A 20,752-nucleotide genomic window follows, 5' to 3' on the forward strand; every position below is an offset into this window, starting at 1 on the left:
GAGAAGCCATGCTTTATATTGTCCCCACACCCATTGGAAATTTAGAAGACATGACCTATCGAGGGGTCCGGGTTTTGAAGGAATGCGACTTGATTTGCTGTGAAGACACCCGGACCAGCCAGGTGCTCTTAAAGCACTATGGCATTGAAAGCCCCACAAGAAGCTACCATAAATTTAACGAAAAAGAGGCCCTGGATGGACTCTTGGACCTTTTAAGGCAGGGTAAAGACCTGGCCCTAATTAGCGATGCTGGCATGCCAGGGATCCAAGACCCAGGGCGGATTTTAATCCAGGCCTGCATCCAAGAGGGCCTGGACTATACAGTTTTACCCGGCCCCTCTGCCGGAATTACAGCCTTTATCGCTTCAGGTTTTTTGTCTGAATCCTTTGAATACATTGGCTTTTTACCGGAAAAGTCCGGCAAGCGGAAAAAGGTCTTGGAGGAAGTAAGGGGCCACAAGAACCCCATGATTTTTTACGAAGCCCCCCACAGGATCCAGGCCTGCCTGGAAGATATGCGGGAGGTCTTGGGGTCCAGGCAGGTTTTTTTGGGCCGGGAATTGACCAAAAAATTTGAAGACTACCAAAGCTTCAACCTGGAAGAGGACTTTCAAGACCAGGTCAAGGCCAAGGGAGAATTTGTCGTCATTGTCCAAGGAGACCAGACCCAGGAAGAGGTGGACATTCAAGCCGCCTTGCGGGACTGCCTCCAAGAGGGGATGAAGGTTTCCCAAGCAGTAAAGGAAGTGGCCAAGACCTATGGTCTCGCCAAAAACCATGTCTATAAGGAAAGTTTAAAACTATGAAAAACACCCAATATTTTGCAGGAATCATCCAAGAACTCAATGGAGTCTTGGAGGAGAAATATCGCAAGATCCATGCATGGTCCCAGGAGGAATTTCTGGACTATATCCAGACCTATGCCGGTCCCCTAGGCCGGATGAAAAAATTGACCCCCCAAGAGCTTAAGGAATACGGAGTGGTAGTGGGCCTGGATGGGTCTGTCAACCGGCTGGGGGGAGCCTACCCCCACTATGTGGAACTCTACCGGGGCCTGGCCATGTCCACCCAGGGCCATTCCTCCAGTGTGGAAGAAATTTACACCCCCCTTTTGGAAGAAAAAATGGACCAGGAAGAAGACCAAGACCAAAAAGACCAGGACGACCGGAAAAGACGCCTGGCAGAAATTGAAATGAAAACGGCCATCCAGTACATGAAGACCCAGCCTGTGGATTATCTGATGATGGATGGAGGCCTGATCCGCTACCGGATGTACTCCAACCTCTGGGAGGAATTTACCCAAACCGCCCTGGAAAGAGATGTGGTGACCTTTGGGGTCATCAAGGATATTAAGACAGCCATCTTGGGCCAGGGGGACCAAACCCAGGGTCTCTATGACCGGGAAATCCTATTTGGCCAGCTCAAGGCTGGAGATGTGATCTATATTGATGATAAGAAAAATAAGAAGGTCCCCAGTGGGCTGACTTCGGCCTTTTTAAAGAGCTCCAAGGAAATCCAAGTTATTGGGGTGGACCTCTTAAAGGAACAAGAAGGCCAAATGGAAAAAGTGTGTAACCTGGTCTACACCCTGACCCCAGAAGGAGGCAGGGGAGTTCCCCTTTGGATTGATATTGTAGACCATGAGGTGAAAATCACCGACCAGGAAATGGAGGCCCTTTTTGAGTCCTACATGGACCGGGACCTCTTCCATCGTTTGTTTGTATCGGAAAGAGATTTACGAAGATTGTGAGGGAAAAATGCAAGTAGTGGGAATCACAAGCCAACAAGAAGTCACCATTGGCAGCAAGGATCGAAACTTTCGAATCAATGAATTGCTGATGATTGAAGACGGTCAAATGGGAGACCTCTTGGCTGAAGTTGTTGAAACAAAAACCTTTAACCGCTTTATCCCCCTGGATATGGGAGGGGACTTTGTGGATGCCTCTGTCCTGGATAGCCTCAAGGCCATGGGCTACAATGTAGATGACGAAACCATCTACATTGCCAAGGCCCGGCTCTTTGAAGAGGCCACCTATCCCGTCTTGACAGGGTCCATGGCCCGGTCTCCGGAATTTGAAGAAGTCAAGGACGTGCTTTTGGCCACGGTGCCGGACCGGGGCCTGACCCTGGGGAGCATCCGAAATACCGACGATATCTACTGCCAGGCCACGGAGGAATTTAAAAATCTTTATGAAACCCTGGAAGGGGACCTGGTGGGCCAAAAGGACCTGCCCTATATCCTGGATATCCGGTCCATGCACCAATACCCCCACATTGGAATTTTTGGTGGGTCCGGGTCGGGAAAGAGTTTCGGCCTCAGGGTCCTCTTGGAAGAATTGATGAAAAAAAGTCTCCCTACTGTGGTCTTGGACCCCCATTATGAAATGGACTTTAAGAACCCGGCTGGGGGCAAGTTTGCTAAAAGCTACCAGGACCAGTTTGTCAAACTGCAAATTGGCGAAGACGTGGGGATTAAGTTTGAGCAATTAAGTGTAGGAGACATCAACCACCTCTTGGGGGCCGTTTCCGTCCTGACAGATTCTATGAAAAATGTCGTGGCCAGCCTCTTTAAAAAGGGCAACAACCTGCCCACCTTCCTAGAAAGAATCCATGCTCTCTTGGAAGTGGGAGACATGGGGGGAGAAAAACGCTACAGTGCCGAAATCCAGTACGCCTCCCCTGACAAGCAAAAACTCATGGAGAGAAATTTAAAGATTTTTGCAGAATTGGGGCAAAACCTCCCTCTGGAATCTGTCCGGGGAATTTCCTGGCGGATGGCCAATTTGGAAAGAGAGGGCCTTTTTAACAAGGACATCCTGCCTGTGATAGAAAATCTCATCCAAGGTAAGCTTGTTGTGGTTCAAGGGAGCATGCGGACCCTTCAAATGTTTTCTACCTACCTGGTCCGGACCCTCTACAACAAGCGCAGGACCTACCGGGACGACAAACTCCGGGGCCTGGGGGGAGACTACTTCCCACCCTTTTTCATCGTCAATGATGAGGCCCACAACTTTGCTCCCAAGGGACTGGAATCTCCCACCAAGTCAGCCTTGAAAGAAATTGCCCAAGAAGGACGAAAGTACGGCGTCTTTTTGGTCATGGCTACCCAAAGGCCCACCCTTTTGGATGAAACCATTACAGCCCAGTTAAACACCAAGTTCATCTTCCGAACCGTCCGGGCCTCGGATATTGATACCATCCGGGAAGAAACTGACCTAACGGCAGAAGAAGCCCACCGGCTCCCCTACCTAAGGACCGGAGACGTCTTTATCTCCGCCTCCCAAATGGGCCGGACCAGCTTTGCCCGGATCCGGGCAGCGGAAACCACCTCCCCCCACAGCGAGAACCCCTTTGATGAATTGATCCAACAAAAAAAGGAAAAATTTTCTGACCTCTTGCGGGAGTTGAAACCCTACTACCCCGTCAAGGACTCCAATGTCATCACCGTCATTACCGGCCTGTCCAAGGCAGGCATCAACATCACCTATGATGACCTAAAGGAATCCCTAAAACAAATGGCCCAAGAGGGCTTATTGGAGAAAAAAGAAGACTTCCTGGGCAATGCCGCCTATAGCTTGCCGGAAGAAAAATAAAGAGCAACCCGGGAGCCCAGCCCCGGGTTTTGCCTTAGGGACCATATTTTCCAAATAAGGCTGAAAACTAACCTAGTAAGAAGGGAAAAAATTCAGTATAATAGAAGCAAGGAGGGTATCCAATGGAACAAGAAGTTATGATTATCGATTTTGGCGGACAATACAACCAATTAATCGCTCGACGTGTGCGGGATTTACACGTCTATTGCGAAGTTGTCCCCTATAAAAAAGTAGACCAGTACTTAGAAAAACACAGGCCCCAGGGAATCATCTTTACCGGGGGGCCCAATAGCGTCTATGTAGACGATGCACCCAAAATTGACCTAAAAATTTACGACCTGGGCATTCCCATTTTGGGCCTTTGCTATGGTATGCAAAGAATGGCCGTAGACCTGGGAGGCCAAGTGAGCCGGTCCCAAAGCCGGGAATTCGGCAAGACCCCCACAAGTTTTGACAGCCGGGCCAAGCTCTTTAAGGGCATTGGAGATTCCATAACCTGGATGAGCCACCAAGACTTTGTGACCCAAGTGCCCCAAGGCTTTGAGACAGTGGCCTCAACCCAGTCCACCCCCAATACAGCCATGGCTAATGAAGATAAAAAACTCTATGGAGTCCAATTCCATCCTGAAGTCAACCACACAGAAAAAGGCCAAGATATGTTAAGAAATTTCCTCTACGACATTTGTGGCCTGGAAGGAAAGTGGACCATGGACCGCTATGCCAAGACAGCCATTGAAGGCATCCGCAAGCAAGTAGGCCAAGGCAAGGTACTTTTGGCCCTGTCCGGCGGAGTGGATTCCTCAGTTTGTGCCAAACTTTTGGAAAAAGCCATTGGAGACCAACTAACCTGTATTTTTGTGGACCATGGTTTGATGCGGAAAAACGAAGGTGACGAAGTAGAAGCCGCCTTTAAGGACACAGACCTCCACTTTATCCGGGTCAATGCAGAAGACCGCTTCCTGGCAAGACTTAAGGGCGTAACAGACCCCGAAGAAAAACGAAAGATCATTGGAGAAGAATTCATCCGGGTCTTTGAAGAAGAAGGACGAAAAATCGGGTCCGTAGACTACCTGGCCCAAGGAACCATCTACCCCGACATCATCGAATCCGGAGCCGGAGATGCAGCCGTGATCAAGTCCCACCACAATGTGGGAGGCCTGCCAGCTGTTGTGGACTTTAAGGGCCTTGTAGAACCCCTACGCCAACTCTTTAAAGACGAAGTTCGGGAATTGGGCCAAGAATTGGGCCTGGCCGACTACCTGGTTTGGAGACAACCCTTCCCGGGACCAGGATTGGGTATCCGGGTTATGGGAGAAATTAGCAAGGAAAGATTAGACATCCTAAGAGATGCCGACGCCATCTACCGGGAAGAAATTGCCAAGGCCGGCCTAGACCGGTCCATCAACCAATACTTTGCCGTCCTGACCAACAACCGTACCGTAGGCGTTATGGGTGACTACCGGACCTACGACTATACCCTGGCCCTTAGAGCCGTAGAAACCACCGACTTTATGACCGCCGATTGGTCCAAGATTCCCTACGAAGTTTTGGAAAAAATTTCCAGCCGGATCGTAGGCGAAGTGGACCATATCAACCGGATTGTCTATGATATTACAAGTAAACCACCGGCTACGATTGAATGGGAATAAGAGATAAAGGCTTGAAAGCCTGTATTTTACAATATTTAAAAATATAAGCGTAACAAAAGCGTAACAAAAAAGGACGAGTTTAGAAAGTTTATACTTTACTCGTCCTTTTTAAGTGTTTTTAAAGTTTTAATAAAAAGACTTCTTTCCTGCTGAAGCTTTTTTAATATTATGTTTTCAACTGGTGAAACTAGTTTATTTGTGGGGCCTGTTTTTCCATTTTCAAAATGGAAGGAGGGATAATAGGATATTGGTTTTCTCTCTAGATATAACATTCTAAAATATTTAGTATTTCTTAGCTTGTTTTCTGCTCTATCCTTGATATTTCTGATGTTTTGAACATCTAAATGAAGGATACTAGATATTTGACTATAAGTTTTCATTTCCTGGCCTATACCATAAAAGGCCATTATTACATTTAGTTCTAAGGCATCTAGGCTAAAAGATAGATTTTTACGTACATCAGAATAGAACTGTTGATTTACAATCTCTCTTTCAATGTTAATCTTATCATCTTCAATTGTATCAATTAAAAAAGTATCTTCCTCATCATTTGATTGTATTGGAGCGTCTAAAGATAAATCTTTATGATAATCAAGCCGATCTCTTGTCAAAGCTAAAATACATTTAATGGCATAGGTTGAGAACTTAAATCCAAGGCTAGGGTCAAAGGTTTCAATAGCATTTATTAAAGCTATATAGCCATCTTGTAGCATTTCTTCATAGTCATGAATACCCTCGACATAAAGGTTATACCTATTTATTGTATAGGGAACTAGCCCCATATTGTTTAGGACGATTTCATTCCTAATTTCAGTATTTTGCTTATTTTCGGTGTATTCTTTAAACAGTTTTTCATTATTTACCATAGTATTTTTTCAAATATCATTTCTATAAATTTCTTGAATAACTTTCGTTTAAACTTCCAAGGCTCATTGGTCCAGGGTTTCAATCTTCATTATAAATATCAACCCCTTTCACGAAAAAATATGTACAGTGATGGCCGGAGTCCGCTGGCCAGCCCGGAGGGGGAGTTATGCCCCCATAATCATTTATAGTTGCTTAGTTCATCTTTGTTACTTTCTTCAAAAGCTATAATTGATTTAATATGTAAGTGTTTTATGTAGTCATAGCTAAAGTTCGTAACTTTAGCTATATCTTTTAAAGTAAGTTCGTTAATATAATGATTTAAAAGTATAGTTCTTAAAAAAGAATCATTTACATTATAAATTTTTTTAATAATATTTTTTTTAATTTCAAATATATAGATGAGTTTATTTTTTATTTCTTGTTTTAATCTTTTAATTTCTTTCAATACGTCAGCATCATTATTGGTATTAAGGCTCTCTTCCAAGAGTTCAAGCATAGCCTTATTAGTACTTATTTCTTTATTTAAATGTTTTATTCGTCCTAAATATTCTCTTGCATTCATCAGATCACCATATTCTAAAGGTAATGGCAAGAGTATATTTCAACCCCTGCCATTACCTTTATAAAAGAGTACATTTTACAAGTTATCTTATTCAGTTTCTTTATAAACTATAATCCCATCTTTTTTATTTTCTAAAACAAAAGCATCATAACAAATTCTACCTGTAACAATATCGCCACTGGCTAACGGTGTATCGTTGTGTATATTATAATCCTCAAGCTTAACAGGTGTAACAGTCGCTGATGGGTGCACAATTAAATACTTAACACCTTTAGGCAACATAGTATTAGAAACTTTAATTACTTTCATGCCATCTAACATGGCTATTACCCCTAGCGTTCTAAGGTCAGCTCCAACATCTGTATTATCAAACTGTTTAGCCTGTTTGATATAAGAATATACTTCAGGTGTAACAACCAATACCCTATCAGTATCTGGAACCTCGCCACCATCTAAAAGCTCACAAGATTTTAAAATGTTAGCATAAATGTTATCGGGGTTTATCTTATTAGTAGATTCACCAATAATAGTTACACCAGATTTTGCGATTTCATCAAAAATGTATCTATCTCTTTCTGGAATAACTACCTCTCTTAACTGTCTTGCTAAAGCGGAAGCGGCCTCTAATTGTCCTTGTGTTTCATCAACATCAAGCTTATCAATGTTGAATATAAAACTTCTATCTTTCTTTAATAACATTTCTTCGGTTTCAGCATTTAGATCGTAAAGCTTTCCATATCTACTAGGATTTAAAGGCTCGCTGTTATCATCAAAGATATTCCTTGCATAATCATTCATTTTAGCAGTTTTAAATTTCCATATTCTAACTGATCTTGCACCTGTCCAGTCAAAATCATTATTAGTTAATAAAGATGTTCTACTTTCATTTTTGAAAATTTCATCAGTATATGGTGCAAATTTAACTGTTAAATTAGTATTTTCTGTCATTTGTATATTCCTTTCTTGGAAGGTATTAATAAAGTTTTTTGGGTACATGTTCCTTTACTGAAAAACCTTTAGCGTATTCATCATCACTAAATCGACCAATTTCAGGGTTTTTAAGCGGTGGAACAATTTCCTTTTTATTGGCTTGAATTAAAGCCATAACTTTACCCACCTTAATTTTAAAATCATCAATATTTTCATTCTCGAATATTTCCATAAAATCTTTAGGATAGCCATTTTCAATTAAATATTCTTTACAATCAAGATCGTTAGATCTCTTCTCTAATTCATCGCTAACCCTTTTGTCAACTTCTTCGTTTATATTTTTTTCTTTCCTGGATAGTCTTTTCTTAACTATTTCATTAACTTCTTTCTGAGTGAATGTTCTTTCTGAATTTTCTTCATCAGAATCTTTATTCATATTTTCTTCATTAGGAGATTTTAAAATGGCAATTTCATTGTTTTCTACCGTTTCATTATAAGCATTTCTAGAATCATCTAGATCTAAACTATTAATTAATTCGGTATAAGCTTTAGAGTTCTGTTCATTGTTTTTCATTTTCTATTCCTCTATTCTTTTCCTTATAAAAGTATTTCCATATTTTCAATATGTATAGCTATATTATACTATATATAGTGGCCATTATACAAATATTAACTACATATAGTATGCATTAAATAATATAACCATGTATAGGTAACATAAAATGAAAATGTATTATACGTTTAAATACAAAAAAGGCTATTGTAGCTTTTACCACAACAGCCCCTTTTTTTAATAAAATCCCTTTTTCCCGGCTATTCTGCCCAAATAATAACCATAGTTGAAGAAATCACCTGCTAGCCTCCATGTAGTGGCATCTAGTGAATATCCGTTCCCCTCAAGTAAATAGTTCAATTCATCAATTTTAAGCCCAATAGGACTATTATCAAATATGCTAAGGTTTCCGGCTCTTTGAATACACCGTTTCCCCTTTGTAGGTAAATTTTTAATACATTCTTTTCTATATTCTTCAATTTCATCTTCTGATAAAGTTCTTGCTAATAAGTTTTTATTATCCATAAAAAGTTCATATACATTTCCGGCTTGTAGGTTTATTTCTTTACTTTCTTTCAATACAGTAATTAAAGTTTTCATTGTTTACCCCCTGTAATATCACGAAACAACTGATTAAATTCCGCTTGTTTCTTATTGCCTTCCAGAATTCTTAAAGGTTGGCAACTCATTTTAACCCGTGGACATATTTCATAGATACGGTCATAAGTTCTAGTAATGCCATCCTTTCCAGTGAGTTTCCTTTTTAACTCGGTGTCAGGATCTAAATTTGTAGTTATAATTAAAGGCTTGTTAGACCGATACCTTAAATCAATAACTGTATAAATCTTAGCTTTAATCCATTCGCTAGAATGTTCAGAACCTAAATCGTCAATAATAAGCAAATCAATATCCTCAAGCGTGTTGTAAAAAAAATTTAGCTTATTACTTCCAAAAGCTGAAAATTCTTTTATTTTTTCTAAAATAGTAGAAAAAGAACAAGCAATAACAGGAACACCGCGATCAATCAAATAATTAGCAATACAAAAACTTAAAAAAGATTTACCCGTTCCGGCTTCGCCATAAATCAACAGTCCCTTATTTTTATCTTTAAACTCGTCAAAGTGGGAAGCATAATACCGACCAAGTTTAAAACACTTTTCGTTATCCGGAGTTATTTTAAAGTTTTCAAATCGACATTCTTTAAATTTAGCATTCATTAAGCTATTAAGTTTAAGCTTTTCAACATGCTTTCTATTTTCTCTCTCTTTTTCCATCTCCTGGTTTTGTTGATATTGTTGAATTCCTTTTTCACTTAGAGATTTTACAGTTATAGGTTTTCCGGTAAATGGATCCGTAACTTTTAGATCCTTCTTATCATAACTAGTATCATCAGGAGATATAACATCAGTTAAGTTCAAATGGTGGAACTTTTCCATACGGATTTTCTCCCTCCTCTTTTTCCATAAAATCGTTGGTTCGATATGTTCGATACCCTCCATGAATAGCCTTATCCACAAAGCCAGGGTTTAGACTATTAAAGTTAATGTTCTCCTTGAGATAGTCGCTTTTTTGTATTTCTGTAATAAGAGACTTTAAAGACTTGATTCCATAAAGACCAATAAAAGCCTCAATAGATGATGATGTAACCTTATTTCTAACAAGGAGATTAATCTGTGAAAGGTAATTTGCCTTATCATCATTATTAATCATTATTACATCATTATTATCATTATTGTTAGTTGTTAGGTGCTTGTTAGGTGCTTGTTGATTGCTTGTTAGTTGCATGTTATAACCATTGTTATATTGTTTTAATACTCCTTGATATTTTCCCCAATTTACAATGGTTATAAGCCTATTTTTGTTTGTTGATTCGTTTGTTAAAAAACCAAGTTTTTCAAATCTTTTTAAAGCTGTTCTAACTTTTTGTGTTGTCATACCTTTACCACAATTTAAAACAATAGAATTTAGACTTGTAATCATTTGGCCTGGTTTTATTCTGTACTTTTGGCCCCTCCATTCCCATTCCTTTTCTTCATGGTTAGCCATTAAAAGAAGCACGATAAAAATAGTTTTTTGTTCAGGTGTAGAATTCAACCAAATAGGTTTTTTTATTAATTCTCTATAAACACTCACCCAACCCTGGCTTTTTTTCAAATTTGCACCAACTTCCATACAGGTATTGTTTATAATCTTCTAATTTGCTAAAATATACTTTAGCAATACCATTGTATTGCTTGTCATGAAGCCCGTCAGGTGAGAAGTTGGGGAACTTTGTTTGAGCCTGGCGGGCTTTTTTTATTGTCTTACATAGAACCATCATCATTTAAGTTAAACCTCTCTTTCAAGTAGTCCAGGGGGATCCTTCCAGATACAGTTAAAAAGCCCTTTTCTTCAAGTTCATGATTCAATTGACGTATGACTTTATAGGCCTTGGCTTCTTTGACCCCAAGTATCTCCTTTACCTCATCAACACGTATTAAAGTAGCCATGTTTCACCTCGCATTAATTCATTTCTACAATATCTCTAATGGATACATTAAGAGCATTGGCAATTTTGTTTATTGACTTAACACTTGCGTTTTTACCATTCATAAAATAACTGATAGAAATTCTTGAAAGGTCTGCTTTTTCTGCCAATTCATCTTGTGTTAGGTTTTGTTCTACCATTAAAAGCTTTACTTCACCTATTTTTAGTTTCATTTTTCTCACCTCGATTGTTAGTAATAATTACACTTACATTGTATGCAATACTTTAAAAACTGTCAAGAGGTTTTTTCAATATTATTTACAAATTTTAAAATGTTTGTTATGATTACATTAGGTTAATTAGGAGGAGGATAATATGAATAATAACTCAAAAATAGGAGAACGAATAAAGAAGACTAGACTTGAAAGGGGACTTACACTACAAGAATTAGGGCAAAAAATCGGGCTTACGCATGCTTCGTTGTCTAACTATGAATCAGGCAATGTTCCCAATATACCAATCAACAGGATAACTGATATTGCTAAGGCCTTAGAAGTAGATCCTAGTTATTTGATGGGCTGGAACAAAGGGGAAACCCCTCAAGAAAGATTGATTAATAAACTAATAGAAATGACACAAAACGAAAAAATAACGTGGGAGTATATTAAAGAACCAAGTGAACATTTTACGAAGTTGTGGCAATATGATTCTTTAGAGCCCCACAAGTTTGGTATTAAGGAAATTGAAAGCCAATATAAGATAATAGAAGGATATCTTTATGAATATGATAAAGGTTTTTATTATCTTGTTGTGCAAGGTAAGTTCTTAGATATTGGGGTTGATATAGAAACACAATTAGAAACGGATGTATATGACTATTCAACCCATCTTTATGCTAGCAATAAACAAAATATTATAGATTTATATACTTCAAACACAAAAGAAACTATAAATCATCTATATGAGGTTATTAATAAATCGTTAAATAATCCAGAAATCGGTACAATTAATGATTTATTACAAGATCTTAAGAATTTAGAAGATAATTAAGCTAAAAGGCCATAGAATCGATTTTAAGGCCCTATAGTTATCATTAATAGAAATTATACTAAGAACAAGAGAAAGCTTAAAATTGACCCCGAATTTTAAGCCCTGGACAATTGAATAAGGAGATTTTAAACATGACAAGCAAAAGAATGAAAAACAATCCCAATAAATGGTATTGCTCATTTAGATATGTAAATTTAGACGGTGAAACCAAGCAAAAGAAAAAAGAAGGATTTAATACAAAAAAAGAAGCGGACGAATGGGAACGGAACTTCTTAAATGACATTAAGTTTAATCCAGAAATGACCTTTCAAGGGTTATATGAAATGTATTTTGAAGATATCCGCCCAAGGTTGAAGGAACATACAATATTATCAAAAGAATATTTAATTGAAAATAAGATACTACCTTATTTCAAAGATCTAAAAATTAGCGAGATAGGGCCCATTGATGTTCAAAGGTGGCAAAATAAGTTATTAGAAGCAGTCAATCCCAAAACAAATAAACCCTATGCCCCCACCTATTTAAAATCCATCAACAATCAATTAACGGCTATATTTAACTATGCTGTTAAATTTCATAATCTAAAGAATAACCCTGTCCATAAAGTAGGGAGCATTGGGGCAAAGAATGCACCGGAAAAAGAAATCTGGAGCCTAGAAGAATTCACAATCTTTATTGACCTTGTAGAGGATAAAGAACTACACTTAGGTTTTAACATCCTATATTGGAGCGGTTGCCGTATTGGTGAATTGTTGGCCTTAACTTGGAAAGATATTGACTTTAATAGAAATACGGTGAATATAGATGAATCCTATCAAAGGTTGCAAGGTAAAGACGTTATAACAGAACCTAAAACCAAGAAAAGCATTAGAGAAATAACGGTTATAAAAGCCGTCATAGATGAATTGAAAAATTATAAAGAATCAGTCTATAAGCCTAATAATGAAGACCGGATTTTTCATTGTACTAAGCATAAGTTTGAACATGCAATAACTCAAATATGTAAAAGAAACAACTTAAATAAAATAAGAATTCACGATCTAAGGCATTCCCATGCGAGCTTATTACTAAACGAGGGAATCAATATTGTGGCCTTAAGTAAACGGCTAGGCCATGAAAAAGTATCAACAACTTTAAACACTTATTCCCATATGATTCCTAGTGATGATAAGATTCTAAAAGTAATGGAAAACTTAAGCGTAACAAAATCGTAACAATAATTTTAAAATAGTATATAAAATAGTATAAAATAGCAATTCATAAAAATAAAAAGGGCTTAAAATACACAAAATTAAATGATGAAGAATGTTAGGCGGTTGAATGGGAATAATCGCAAAAAAATTAAAAACTTTGTAAAATCAACGGTTACAGAAGATAAAAAACTGTAACTGGGATTAAAATGGGAACATTTGTAAAAAAGAATAAATTGAATAATAGTTCCAAGTGGTTTACATTTGGACAAAAAATTAGACCGTAGTCTTTAGGCTGCGGTCTTTTTGCGTACATATTATGAGGATTAATTTATTTAGACATATCAAATGGTTACTTTCAAATGCAACAAATAATATAAACCAGATTGCAAAAGCTAATAATACAACTGGTGTCATTTATAAGGACGATATAGATTATATGAGAGAAAAAATAGAAAAATTATCAAAAGAAATATGGGATATACATTCCCTGTTATTAAGGAAATAATTTTTCATTCAGTTCGAGATAAGAGAATAAAAGCATGTTAAAAGAATTGTTTTAATGGTATAATTAAGACAATATAGATAAATATAGGGAGTTATTTCGAATATCTCATGTTGAAATTTAGTTATAAAAAATTGTTTAAAAAACTTATAGACTTAGAAATGAAAAGTACTGAACTTATGGACAAAGCACAAATATTTCTATAGATTGTAAGTGGAAGTAGAGAATTATATGAATAAAATAGCCGAAGAATTAAATAGATACCCTCAAGATTATTGGGACTTTAAAGGGACAACTAAATCAGGCATACACAATATTGGCAAATACCCTGCTACTATGGTTCCAGATATGCAGTATCAGCTATTAAGTGTTATAAGCAAGCATTTAAATAACAAAAATATTACTTTGTTAGATCCTTTTTGTGGATCTGGAACAACTTTAGTCATCGCACAAGAATTAGGAATTAATTCTGTAGGGATTGATATAAATCCATACGCTACATTATTGTCGTTTGTAAAAACTCATAAATATAATAGGACAGATGTTTGTGATGCTATTTCAGTAATTGAAAGTAATTTAGGGCAGGAATCAAATTTTCCAATGTATGATTTTTATAATATTAAAAAATGGTTTAGAGACGATATAATAAAATCTTTGAGCCAAATAAGGCACTGTATACTACTAGAGAAAAATCAAGATATAAGAAAATTTTTTTGGATTTGCTTATCGGAAGTTATATTTAAATTTAGCAATGATAGGACTAGCACGTTTAAATTACACGCTCTTCCCAAGGAAAAAATTGATTTAATAGAAGATAAATGTATAGAATATTTCATCAAAATTATTAACGATAATTCAGAACATTTAAATTATAGCAATATAACAAGTTCAAATATAATTTATGGTGATTCAAGTAGTATTATTAATTATAAATTAAAAGGTGAATTTGACATTATATGCACTTCCCCACCGTATGGTGATAATCCGACAACAGTAACATATGGACAAGCTTCTATTTTATTCTTAAAATGGGTTGATTCAAAAGATTTATTATGTGAACCAGATATATTATCCAATTATTCAAAAATAGATTATTTAAGCCTAGGTGGAAATAAAAATAATAATAAACTTCCTGATATTTCTATTATACATGAATATGTTGACAAGCTTAGTGAGAATAAAAAAAATAAAGTTATAAGATTTTTATCAGATTACTATAAATCTTTATATGATCTACATAAAGCTCTTTCAATGGAGGGGTATATAATATTTACTGTAGGAAATAGAAAGGTAGATGGCATAGAACAGCCTTTTGATGATATAACCGAAGATATTTTTAAAAGCTTAGGATTAAAAAAAGTAGATTTATTTAAAAGAAATATATTATTTAAAAAAATGCCTAAAAAAATATCTAAAATAAAGAATATGGGGGCTGTTGAATCTATGTCAGAAGAAACAGTAATAATTTATAAAAAGGAGAAATAACGTGGCAAAATTATCGGTATCTGGTAAATTCATTAAAGAAGTATCACAAAACATACCTGGAACAAAGTTTGCAATAATAGAATTAATAAAAAACTCATACGAAGCTCGATCTAGCTCAGTGCGAATTTATATATCACCTGAAAAAATAACTATACAGGATAATGGTAAAGGAATGAATCTTGAAGAAATTGATACTTTGTTGACCGTTAGTGATAGTAATAAAATTTTCGGACAAGAAATCGGAGGTGTACTTATATCTGGAGAAAAAGGATTAGGTTTTTTCTCGGTATTTAAATTTGGAAACAAAGTTAAAGTCGATACAGTAAAAGATTCAAAAGGATACTCATTTGAGTTAGATATGGAGGAAATATCTTCTCAAAAAAGTTTATATAATTTAGATATTCCCGTAAAAAAAATTGATGATACGAAGATTCATAGCGGAACAACGATAACTATAACAGAAATATATAAAGAAACATTCGATATATTCAAGCAAACATTAGATAAAGATGATGAATTAATGAGGTTGATAAATGTTATAGATTCGCCAGAAATTAAGGTTGAAATTAAAAAATCTTGGGATGAGACAAATACTGAATCTAAAGATATAACAAGGTTAGATGAAGCAAAAATTGCATCAGCACTATTTGACTCCAAGTTAATGAAAAATAAGAATGGGAATAAATTTTTTAAATTACTTAGAAATGGTAATGAATATAAATTTGAAATAGATGAAAAATTTAATGAGTTTTTTGATAATGAAAATATAAAAGTGAATATAGATATAAGTGTATATAACTTAAAGGGGTTGAGCAAAAAACATTTACCTGATATTTATTATGATAGTGTGAATGATAGAGTGGTGCCATTAATATATATTAATAAATGCTTATTTGATAATTATACTTTATATAATTCAGAAATAAATTCTTTTAAAAGAAACAAGCAAGTTTTCAGGCAACAAGTTGGGAAAATTAGTTTGATATTAACTAGCCCTGATTTAATTTCATTCAACTCCGATAGAACTAAAATGACGGAATCTGTTAATAGCATTTTATTCCAAGAGTTTTTAAACTATTTTTCGTCTAATATGCAAATATTTTTAAGAAATATTCTCGATAAAGAGTTGGAAAAGAAGCCGAAAATATACAATAGAACTTGTTTCATTAATCAAACTCCTGATCTAAAGAATGATAATTACAAAATAAAATATATAACTCATAATGAAGAAAAGAAGGATAAAGTTACAACTGATTCTACAGGAACATGGGAAATTGTATACAGCAACAATGATAAAGTAATATTAGATGTCCTTGAACGACCAGATCCAATAATAAAGCAAAAAATTTCTGAATTTTTGGTTGGAAATGAATATAGATTTGATGATTTGTTTATATTTGAAGACTGTGAGAGCACAAGAAAAATAAAACCATTAGAATTTACAGTTACTCCAGAAGATTGTAGGAGCATGAATAGCAAGCTAAAAACAATAACTTTTAATAGACCGTGCTCAAATATTTTTTTTGAAATATCGATTGAAGATAAAATAAGTAGCAAAAAAATAAATGGAAAGTACAAGGGAGTTAGCCAGTTTCCGATTTCTAATAGGACTAGTAAAGTAGGCATTGAAGATGTTATGGTACATCCATTAATGCAAATTGATCAGAATGTTAAAGAAGATATTTATATCTTTAAGAACCAGTTGAATGATATATATAAAGATCGCAAAAAATATGAGTATATTTTGATTTCATCTTTAAGAACATTTGTTGAGCTTGTTGTTAATGATATTGTAGAAAAATTAGGAGAAAAACAAGACAAATATCTTGAAAAAAATTTTAAAATAATTAGTGCTAGTAAAAATATTAAAGATAGGTTTATAAATAAAATTCAAAATGAGAGAGAAAAAGCTGGAGTATTAGAGATATATAATCAAGCATTTAGTCAAGGTAGATACGATGGAACTATATCATATTTAAACTTAACTACTCATGGAGCAGGAAGAATAATATCATTAAAACAGATAGAAATAGATTTTCCTATAATAAACCTACTTTATACTTATCTTTGTTTTTTAAATTTATGAAAATACAATTATAAAAATACTAATTTTATAAATTTATAATGGCATAAAGTTATTATTCGACACTGGTACTGGTACTGGGACGGGGCTAAAAATTTGAAAACGTCCTATAATTAGATGGATTTAGTGGTATTAGAAAAAATAAAATGCAGTATTTTGAATGTATTGGGATAAATCGGACGTTTGGAAAAGAAGAATGGGAATAATCGCAAAAAAATTAAAAGCTTTGTAAAATCAACGGTTACAGAAGATAAAAAACTGTAACTGGGATTAAAATGGGAACATTTGTTAAAAAGAATAAACTGAATGATTCTTCCAAGTGGTTTGCATGAGGACAAAAAATTAGACCGTAGTTTCAAGCTGCGGTCTTTTTGAGTGTCTATATTTTACATAATATAGTAAACAAATAATACGACAATAAATTGTCGGTTTGAGTGTCGGTTTGGACAAAATTGGAAAGGAAGTGATAGAACTCTTGATAGAGAATTCAATTGTAAAGTAAAATAAAGGAAAATAACGCATAATAAAAGTAGAGAAATTATACATATGGGTAAAGTGGCTTATAGCATTTGACAATTAGTGATTTGAGATATATGATTTAATCATAAGATTAGGTCAGGAAGCATACGGTGCTCTGACCATTTTTTATGTTATAATACAAGTAATAAAGATTAAGTCAGAATAAGGAGGGGGTATATTGTCAAAAATTAAAAAAGATCAAATTTCAGCTAAAGGCTTTGATATTGAGGTTTACACAGAAGATTTTAAAAATGACTATATAAGTCTTACTGATATAGCAAAATATAAAAACAAGGAAGAACCTAATGTAGTTGTTTCAAATTGGATGCGAAACTATAATACAATAGAATATCTTGGCATTTGGGAGCAGTTAAATAATCCAGATTTTAACCCCCTCGAATTCGAGGGGTATTTAAAAGAGGCGGGTAGTAACGCTTTTACATTATCACCTCAAAAATGGCAGAAAACCACTAATGCAGTAGGACTATTTGTAAAGTTGGGTAGATATGGTGGCACATATGCTCATAAAGATATAGCTTTTAAATTTGCTTCATGGATATCTGCAGAATTTGAACTTTATATAATTAAAGATTATCAAAGACTTAAAGAAGATGAAAACTCAAAATTATCATTAACTTGGAACCTGCATAGAGAAATATCTAAAATCAATTATAAAATTCATACAGATGCCATTAAAGAGTATTTATTAAAAGACCTTACAGATGAGCAGTTATCATTTAAATATGCAAGTGAAGCAGATATGCTTAATGTGGCACTCTTTGATAAAAGAGCAAAACAGTGGCGTGAAGAAAATCCTGACCTAAAAGGAAATATGAGAGACTATGCAAGTCTTAATGAACTACTAGTACTTGCTAATATGGAATCCTACAATGCAATTTTAATTGAAAAAGGATTAGAGCAAAAAGAAAGAATGATTGAACTTAGAAAACTTGCTAGAAGACAATTGGTGTCAATTGAAAAGCTTAATAATAGTGGTATCAGGAGATTAGAAAGAAACAAGTAGTTTTAACTGAATATAGAAAAATATTGTAAAACGGTGGTTTACCTTATTGAATGTGTAATTCTTAAAATGAGAGCAAAACCACTAGGAAATGAGGATTTCTATATAATGAAAATTCTACAAATAATACCTCGGATTTTTCTTGAGGATCTAGCGGTATAATTATTAAAAGGGAAGATAGTGGCGATGAATACTTGGTTTCAAGCCTTCTACAAAGGAAATAAAAATATAGAGTTTAAAAATATAAGGAGGAAAGTATATGATAAAATATCTTACTTTACTTAAAGTTCTAGAAGCGTTGAGAAAAGAAGCTCCAGAAGATTATAGAATTTATCATCCAAATAAGGATGATCTAGATAAAGTAAATCGTGCAAATTCTAGAGCTTATATTCATTTGCTTTTAAAAGCTAAATTTAATTTGTTGGATTTTGAGAAACGAGAAAAATTTGTTACAGATGATTCTCAAGATGGAGGAATTGACGCCTACTATATTGATCATGAAAATAAAAAAATATATTTTATTCAATCAAAGTTTAGAACGAATAATGATAACTTCATGAATAAATCTATCGAATTAGAAGAAATAAATAAAATGGATATAGATAGGATAAGTAGAGGTGAAAGAATAGATAAAAATGGAATAAAATACAACGACAAAATCCAAAGATTAATACAAAATCTTTCAGAAATTGAGCAAATAAGTAGGTACGATTTTAATGTTATTATACTTGCAAACGTAAGTAGTGTACTTGCGGATGCAATGGGTAAGTTATTAAATTTTCCATTTGAAGTTTACAACTATGAAAGAGCATATGAAGAATTGGTTTTTCCTATAGTTAGGGGAACTGTTCATCAAGCAACAAATATTTCTGTTAATTTAAATTTAGGTTCGAAAAATAATTATACAATGGATTATTGGGTTGAAGACGAAGAATTTACTACATCTGTACAATTGTTTTTTGTTCCGATATTAGAAATTGCAAAATTAATGAGTTCATTTAAGAACTCTATATTGAAGTTTAATCCAAGAAGCTATTTAGGAGCGTCAGACAATGAAGTAAACTCTTCAATAAAAGATTCTGTAATCAATCGTTCAGGTAATGTATTTGCATTGTTTAACAATGGAATTACATTGCTATCTGATAAAACATCATATACCTCAAGGACTGGCAGAGAAGGTATAGGTGAATTATCATTGTTAAATCCACAAATAATTAATGGAGGACAAACAGCTTACACTTTATCAACTATTTTAGAAGATGATGACATAGATAATAAAGTATTTGATAATAAAGAAGTACTACTAAAGGTAATTACTTTTGATCAAGGGATGAAAGATGAAGTAAGCAAACAAAGATTAATTGATGAGCTTTCATTAACAACAAATAATCAAAGTAAAGTAACAGTTGCAGATAGAAAATCAAATTCAAATGTACAAATTGATTTTCAAAAGTATATATACAATAACTACGGATACTTTTATCATAGAAAAACAGGTGAATTTACTGAAGGTATCGAAAAAGGCTATATTTCTAAAGATCAAATTATTAGTAGAAATACAATTATTAGAATTATCTATGCTATGAATGGTAGAGTAAATGCTGCCAGGCGAAATGGTGAAGATGCTTTATATAATATGAATGATTATGAGAAATTTTTTAATATAGATATAGGGCCTGAAGGATATGATCGTATATATTTCTTATACATTGCATTTAAATATTTAGAAAAAAAAGAAAAAAAAGAAAAAAAAGAAAATAGTAAATCCGATTATGGTGAAGGGTTAAGATATGGGAAATATGCAATAATAAATGTTATTTCTAAATTTTTAACAGATGAATATTTTGATAAGACTGAAGATTCATTAAATTTGATCGTAGATGAAATTTTAGATCAATGGAAAGAATTTGAACGTATTCAATCAAATAAAAAATCTAATATTGATTATTTCTATGAAAAAGAAGAAATTCTCAAGCAGGAGAATAAAAATGGTAAAGAAAAAATGGAAAATCTAGTTATTACTACACGAGTTGAAGATTTTGATAATTATTATAAAGGCTCAACAATTAATAATGATTTAAATGATTACGAATTTAAAATAACTAAGATCGAAGAAACACAATCATGACTAATCTTCCGGTACTGGGACTGGGACGGGACTAAAAATTTGAAAACGTCCTATAATTAGATAGATTTAGTGATATTAGAAAAAATAGAATGCAGTATTTTGAATGATTTGGGATGTATCGGACGTTTGGAAAAGAAGAATGGGAATAGT

At 34.3% G+C, this 20,752-nt stretch carries 19 protein-coding genes and 1 pseudogene; 11 read left to right on the forward strand and 9 right to left on the reverse strand.

Going from position 1 to position 20,752, the window contains the following annotated elements; genetic code table 11:
- Positions 1–8 precede the first annotated feature (8 nt).
- The 4 genes from rsmI (at position 9) to guaA (ending at position 5,242) form a co-directional block, all read left to right on the forward strand.
- Complete coding sequence (gene rsmI / locus BQ7400_RS08925) at positions 9–806, forward strand: 16S rRNA (cytidine(1402)-2'-O)-methyltransferase (protein WP_072470223.1); 798 nt, start codon at positions 9–11, stop codon at positions 804–806.
- Positions 803–1,750, forward strand: coding sequence for a DNA double-strand break repair nuclease NurA (locus BQ7400_RS08930; protein ID WP_072470224.1), 948 nt, complete (start codon positions 803–805; stop codon positions 1,748–1,750). The genes rsmI and BQ7400_RS08930 overlap by 4 nt, the downstream gene beginning before the upstream one ends.
- A 7-nt stretch (positions 1,751–1,757) precedes the next feature.
- A complete protein-coding gene (locus BQ7400_RS08935) occupies positions 1,758–3,593 on the forward strand; it encodes an ATP-binding protein (protein WP_072470225.1) in 1,836 nt (611 codons plus the stop codon).
- 122 nt (positions 3,594–3,715) lie between these two features.
- Complete coding sequence (guaA, locus tag BQ7400_RS08940; RefSeq protein ID WP_072470226.1) at positions 3,716–5,242, forward strand: glutamine-hydrolyzing GMP synthase; 1,527 nt, start codon at positions 3,716–3,718, stop codon at positions 5,240–5,242.
- A 95-nt stretch (positions 5,243–5,337) separates the two neighbouring features.
- On the opposite strand, the gene BQ7400_RS08945 is transcribed toward guaA, so the two are convergent.
- From BQ7400_RS08945 to BQ7400_RS08985, 9 genes are all read right to left on the reverse strand, one after another.
- Positions 5,338–6,108 carry a sigma-70 family RNA polymerase sigma factor gene (locus tag BQ7400_RS08945; RefSeq protein ID WP_072470227.1) on the reverse strand — a complete coding sequence of 257 codons (771 nt, stop codon included), beginning with the start codon at positions 6,106–6,108 and terminating at the stop codon, positions 5,338–5,340.
- A gap of 179 nt (positions 6,109–6,287) precedes the next feature.
- Complete coding sequence (locus BQ7400_RS08950; RefSeq protein WP_072470228.1) at positions 6,288–6,671, reverse strand: hypothetical protein; 384 nt, start codon at positions 6,669–6,671, stop codon at positions 6,288–6,290.
- An 87-nt stretch (positions 6,672–6,758) separates the two neighbouring features.
- Positions 6,759–7,619 (reverse strand): hypothetical protein, encoded by an 861-nt coding sequence (locus BQ7400_RS08955; protein WP_072470229.1) that lies wholly within the window; start codon positions 7,617–7,619, stop codon positions 6,759–6,761.
- Between the two features lie 25 nt (positions 7,620–7,644).
- Entirely contained in the window at positions 7,645–8,175 is a 531-nt protein-coding gene (locus tag BQ7400_RS08960) for a hypothetical protein (RefSeq protein ID WP_072470230.1), read from the reverse strand.
- Positions 8,176–8,391: 216 nt separating this feature from the next.
- Complete coding sequence (locus tag BQ7400_RS08965; RefSeq protein ID WP_072470231.1) at positions 8,392–8,754, reverse strand: hypothetical protein; 363 nt, start codon at positions 8,752–8,754, stop codon at positions 8,392–8,394.
- The gene (locus tag BQ7400_RS08970) at positions 8,751–9,590 is read right to left on the reverse strand and encodes an ATP-binding protein (RefSeq protein WP_072470232.1); all 840 of its coding nucleotides are present in this window, start codon (positions 9,588–9,590) and stop codon (positions 8,751–8,753) included. Before BQ7400_RS08970 ends, BQ7400_RS08965 begins: the two co-directional genes overlap by 4 nt.
- Positions 9,559–10,326 (reverse strand): hypothetical protein, encoded by a 768-nt coding sequence (locus BQ7400_RS08975; protein ID WP_072470233.1) that lies wholly within the window; start codon positions 10,324–10,326, stop codon positions 9,559–9,561. Before BQ7400_RS08975 ends, BQ7400_RS08970 begins: the two co-directional genes overlap by 32 nt.
- A 131-nt stretch (positions 10,327–10,457) precedes the next feature.
- Positions 10,458–10,643 carry a helix-turn-helix domain-containing protein gene (locus BQ7400_RS08980; protein WP_072470234.1) on the reverse strand — a complete coding sequence of 62 codons (186 nt, stop codon included), beginning with the start codon at positions 10,641–10,643 and terminating at the stop codon, positions 10,458–10,460.
- Between the two features lie 13 nt (positions 10,644–10,656).
- Positions 10,657–10,854: a helix-turn-helix domain-containing protein gene (locus BQ7400_RS08985; protein WP_072470235.1), complete on the reverse strand. Its 198-nt coding sequence runs from the start codon at positions 10,852–10,854 to the stop codon at positions 10,657–10,659.
- A gap of 142 nt (positions 10,855–10,996) precedes the next feature.
- Here BQ7400_RS08985 and BQ7400_RS08990 point away from each other — a divergent pair, with 142 nt between their 5' ends.
- From BQ7400_RS08990 to BQ7400_RS09025, 7 genes and pseudogenes are all read left to right on the forward strand, one after another.
- A complete protein-coding gene (locus BQ7400_RS08990; RefSeq protein ID WP_072470236.1) occupies positions 10,997–11,671 on the forward strand; it encodes a helix-turn-helix domain-containing protein in 675 nt (224 codons plus the stop codon).
- A 131-nt stretch (positions 11,672–11,802) separates the two neighbouring features.
- Positions 11,803–12,885: a site-specific integrase gene (locus tag BQ7400_RS08995; RefSeq protein WP_072470237.1), complete on the forward strand. Its 1,083-nt coding sequence runs from the start codon at positions 11,803–11,805 to the stop codon at positions 12,883–12,885.
- Between the two features lie 310 nt (positions 12,886–13,195).
- Positions 13,196–13,369 (forward strand): annotated as a pseudogene (locus BQ7400_RS09000) (plasmid mobilization relaxosome protein MobC); the annotation flags it as partial.
- Between the two features lie 228 nt (positions 13,370–13,597).
- Entirely contained in the window at positions 13,598–14,851 is a 1,254-nt protein-coding gene (locus tag BQ7400_RS09010; RefSeq protein ID WP_072470239.1) for a DNA methyltransferase, read from the forward strand.
- Between the two features lies 1 nt (position 14,852).
- Positions 14,853–16,937, forward strand: a complete 2,085-nt coding sequence (locus tag BQ7400_RS09015; protein ID WP_072470240.1) for an ATP-binding protein — start codon at positions 14,853–14,855, stop codon at positions 16,935–16,937.
- Between the two features lie 694 nt (positions 16,938–17,631).
- Positions 17,632–18,477, forward strand: a complete 846-nt coding sequence (locus tag BQ7400_RS09020) for a KilA-N domain-containing protein (RefSeq protein ID WP_072470241.1) — start codon at positions 17,632–17,634, stop codon at positions 18,475–18,477.
- Between the two features lie 256 nt (positions 18,478–18,733).
- Positions 18,734–20,602: an AIPR family protein gene (locus BQ7400_RS09025; protein WP_072470242.1), complete on the forward strand. Its 1,869-nt coding sequence runs from the start codon at positions 18,734–18,736 to the stop codon at positions 20,600–20,602.
- Positions 20,603–20,752: the final 150 nt, after the last annotated feature.

The sequence above is a fragment of the Urinicoccus massiliensis genome (assembly GCF_900120405.1).
Lineage (GTDB): Bacteria > Bacillota > Clostridia > Tissierellales > Peptoniphilaceae > Urinicoccus > Urinicoccus massiliensis.

Coding starts and splice junctions, on each gene's coding strand:
- rsmI (WP_072470223.1), top strand. CDS start 9: ATGCTTTATATTGTCCCCACACCCATTGGAAATTTAGAAGACATGACC.
- BQ7400_RS08930 (WP_072470224.1), top strand. CDS start 803: ATGAAAAACACCCAATATTTTGCAGGAATCATCCAAGAACTCAATGGA.
- BQ7400_RS08935 (WP_072470225.1), top strand. CDS start 1,758: ATGCAAGTAGTGGGAATCACAAGCCAACAAGAAGTCACCATTGGCAGC.
- guaA (WP_072470226.1), top strand. CDS start 3,716: ATGGAACAAGAAGTTATGATTATCGATTTTGGCGGACAATACAACCAA.
- BQ7400_RS08945 (WP_072470227.1), bottom strand. CDS start 6,108: ATGGTAAATAATGAAAAACTGTTTAAAGAATACACCGAAAATAAGCAA.
- BQ7400_RS08950 (WP_072470228.1), bottom strand. CDS start 6,671: ATGAATGCAAGAGAATATTTAGGACGAATAAAACATTTAAATAAAGAA.
- BQ7400_RS08955 (WP_072470229.1), bottom strand. CDS start 7,619: ATGACAGAAAATACTAATTTAACAGTTAAATTTGCACCATATACTGAT.
- BQ7400_RS08960 (WP_072470230.1), bottom strand. CDS start 8,175: ATGAAAAACAATGAACAGAACTCTAAAGCTTATACCGAATTAATTAAT.
- BQ7400_RS08965 (WP_072470231.1), bottom strand. CDS start 8,754: ATGAAAACTTTAATTACTGTATTGAAAGAAAGTAAAGAAATAAACCTA.
- BQ7400_RS08970 (WP_072470232.1), bottom strand. CDS start 9,590: ATGGAAAAGTTCCACCATTTGAACTTAACTGATGTTATATCTCCTGAT.
- BQ7400_RS08975 (WP_072470233.1), bottom strand. CDS start 10,326: ATGGAAGTTGGTGCAAATTTGAAAAAAAGCCAGGGTTGGGTGAGTGTT.
- BQ7400_RS08980 (WP_072470234.1), bottom strand. CDS start 10,643: ATGGCTACTTTAATACGTGTTGATGAGGTAAAGGAGATACTTGGGGTC.
- BQ7400_RS08985 (WP_072470235.1), bottom strand. CDS start 10,854: ATGAAACTAAAAATAGGTGAAGTAAAGCTTTTAATGGTAGAACAAAAC.
- BQ7400_RS08990 (WP_072470236.1), top strand. CDS start 10,997: ATGAATAATAACTCAAAAATAGGAGAACGAATAAAGAAGACTAGACTT.
- BQ7400_RS08995 (WP_072470237.1), top strand. CDS start 11,803: ATGACAAGCAAAAGAATGAAAAACAATCCCAATAAATGGTATTGCTCA.
- BQ7400_RS09010 (WP_072470239.1), top strand. CDS start 13,598: ATGAATAAAATAGCCGAAGAATTAAATAGATACCCTCAAGATTATTGG.
- BQ7400_RS09025 (WP_072470242.1), top strand. CDS start 18,734: ATGATAAAATATCTTACTTTACTTAAAGTTCTAGAAGCGTTGAGAAAA.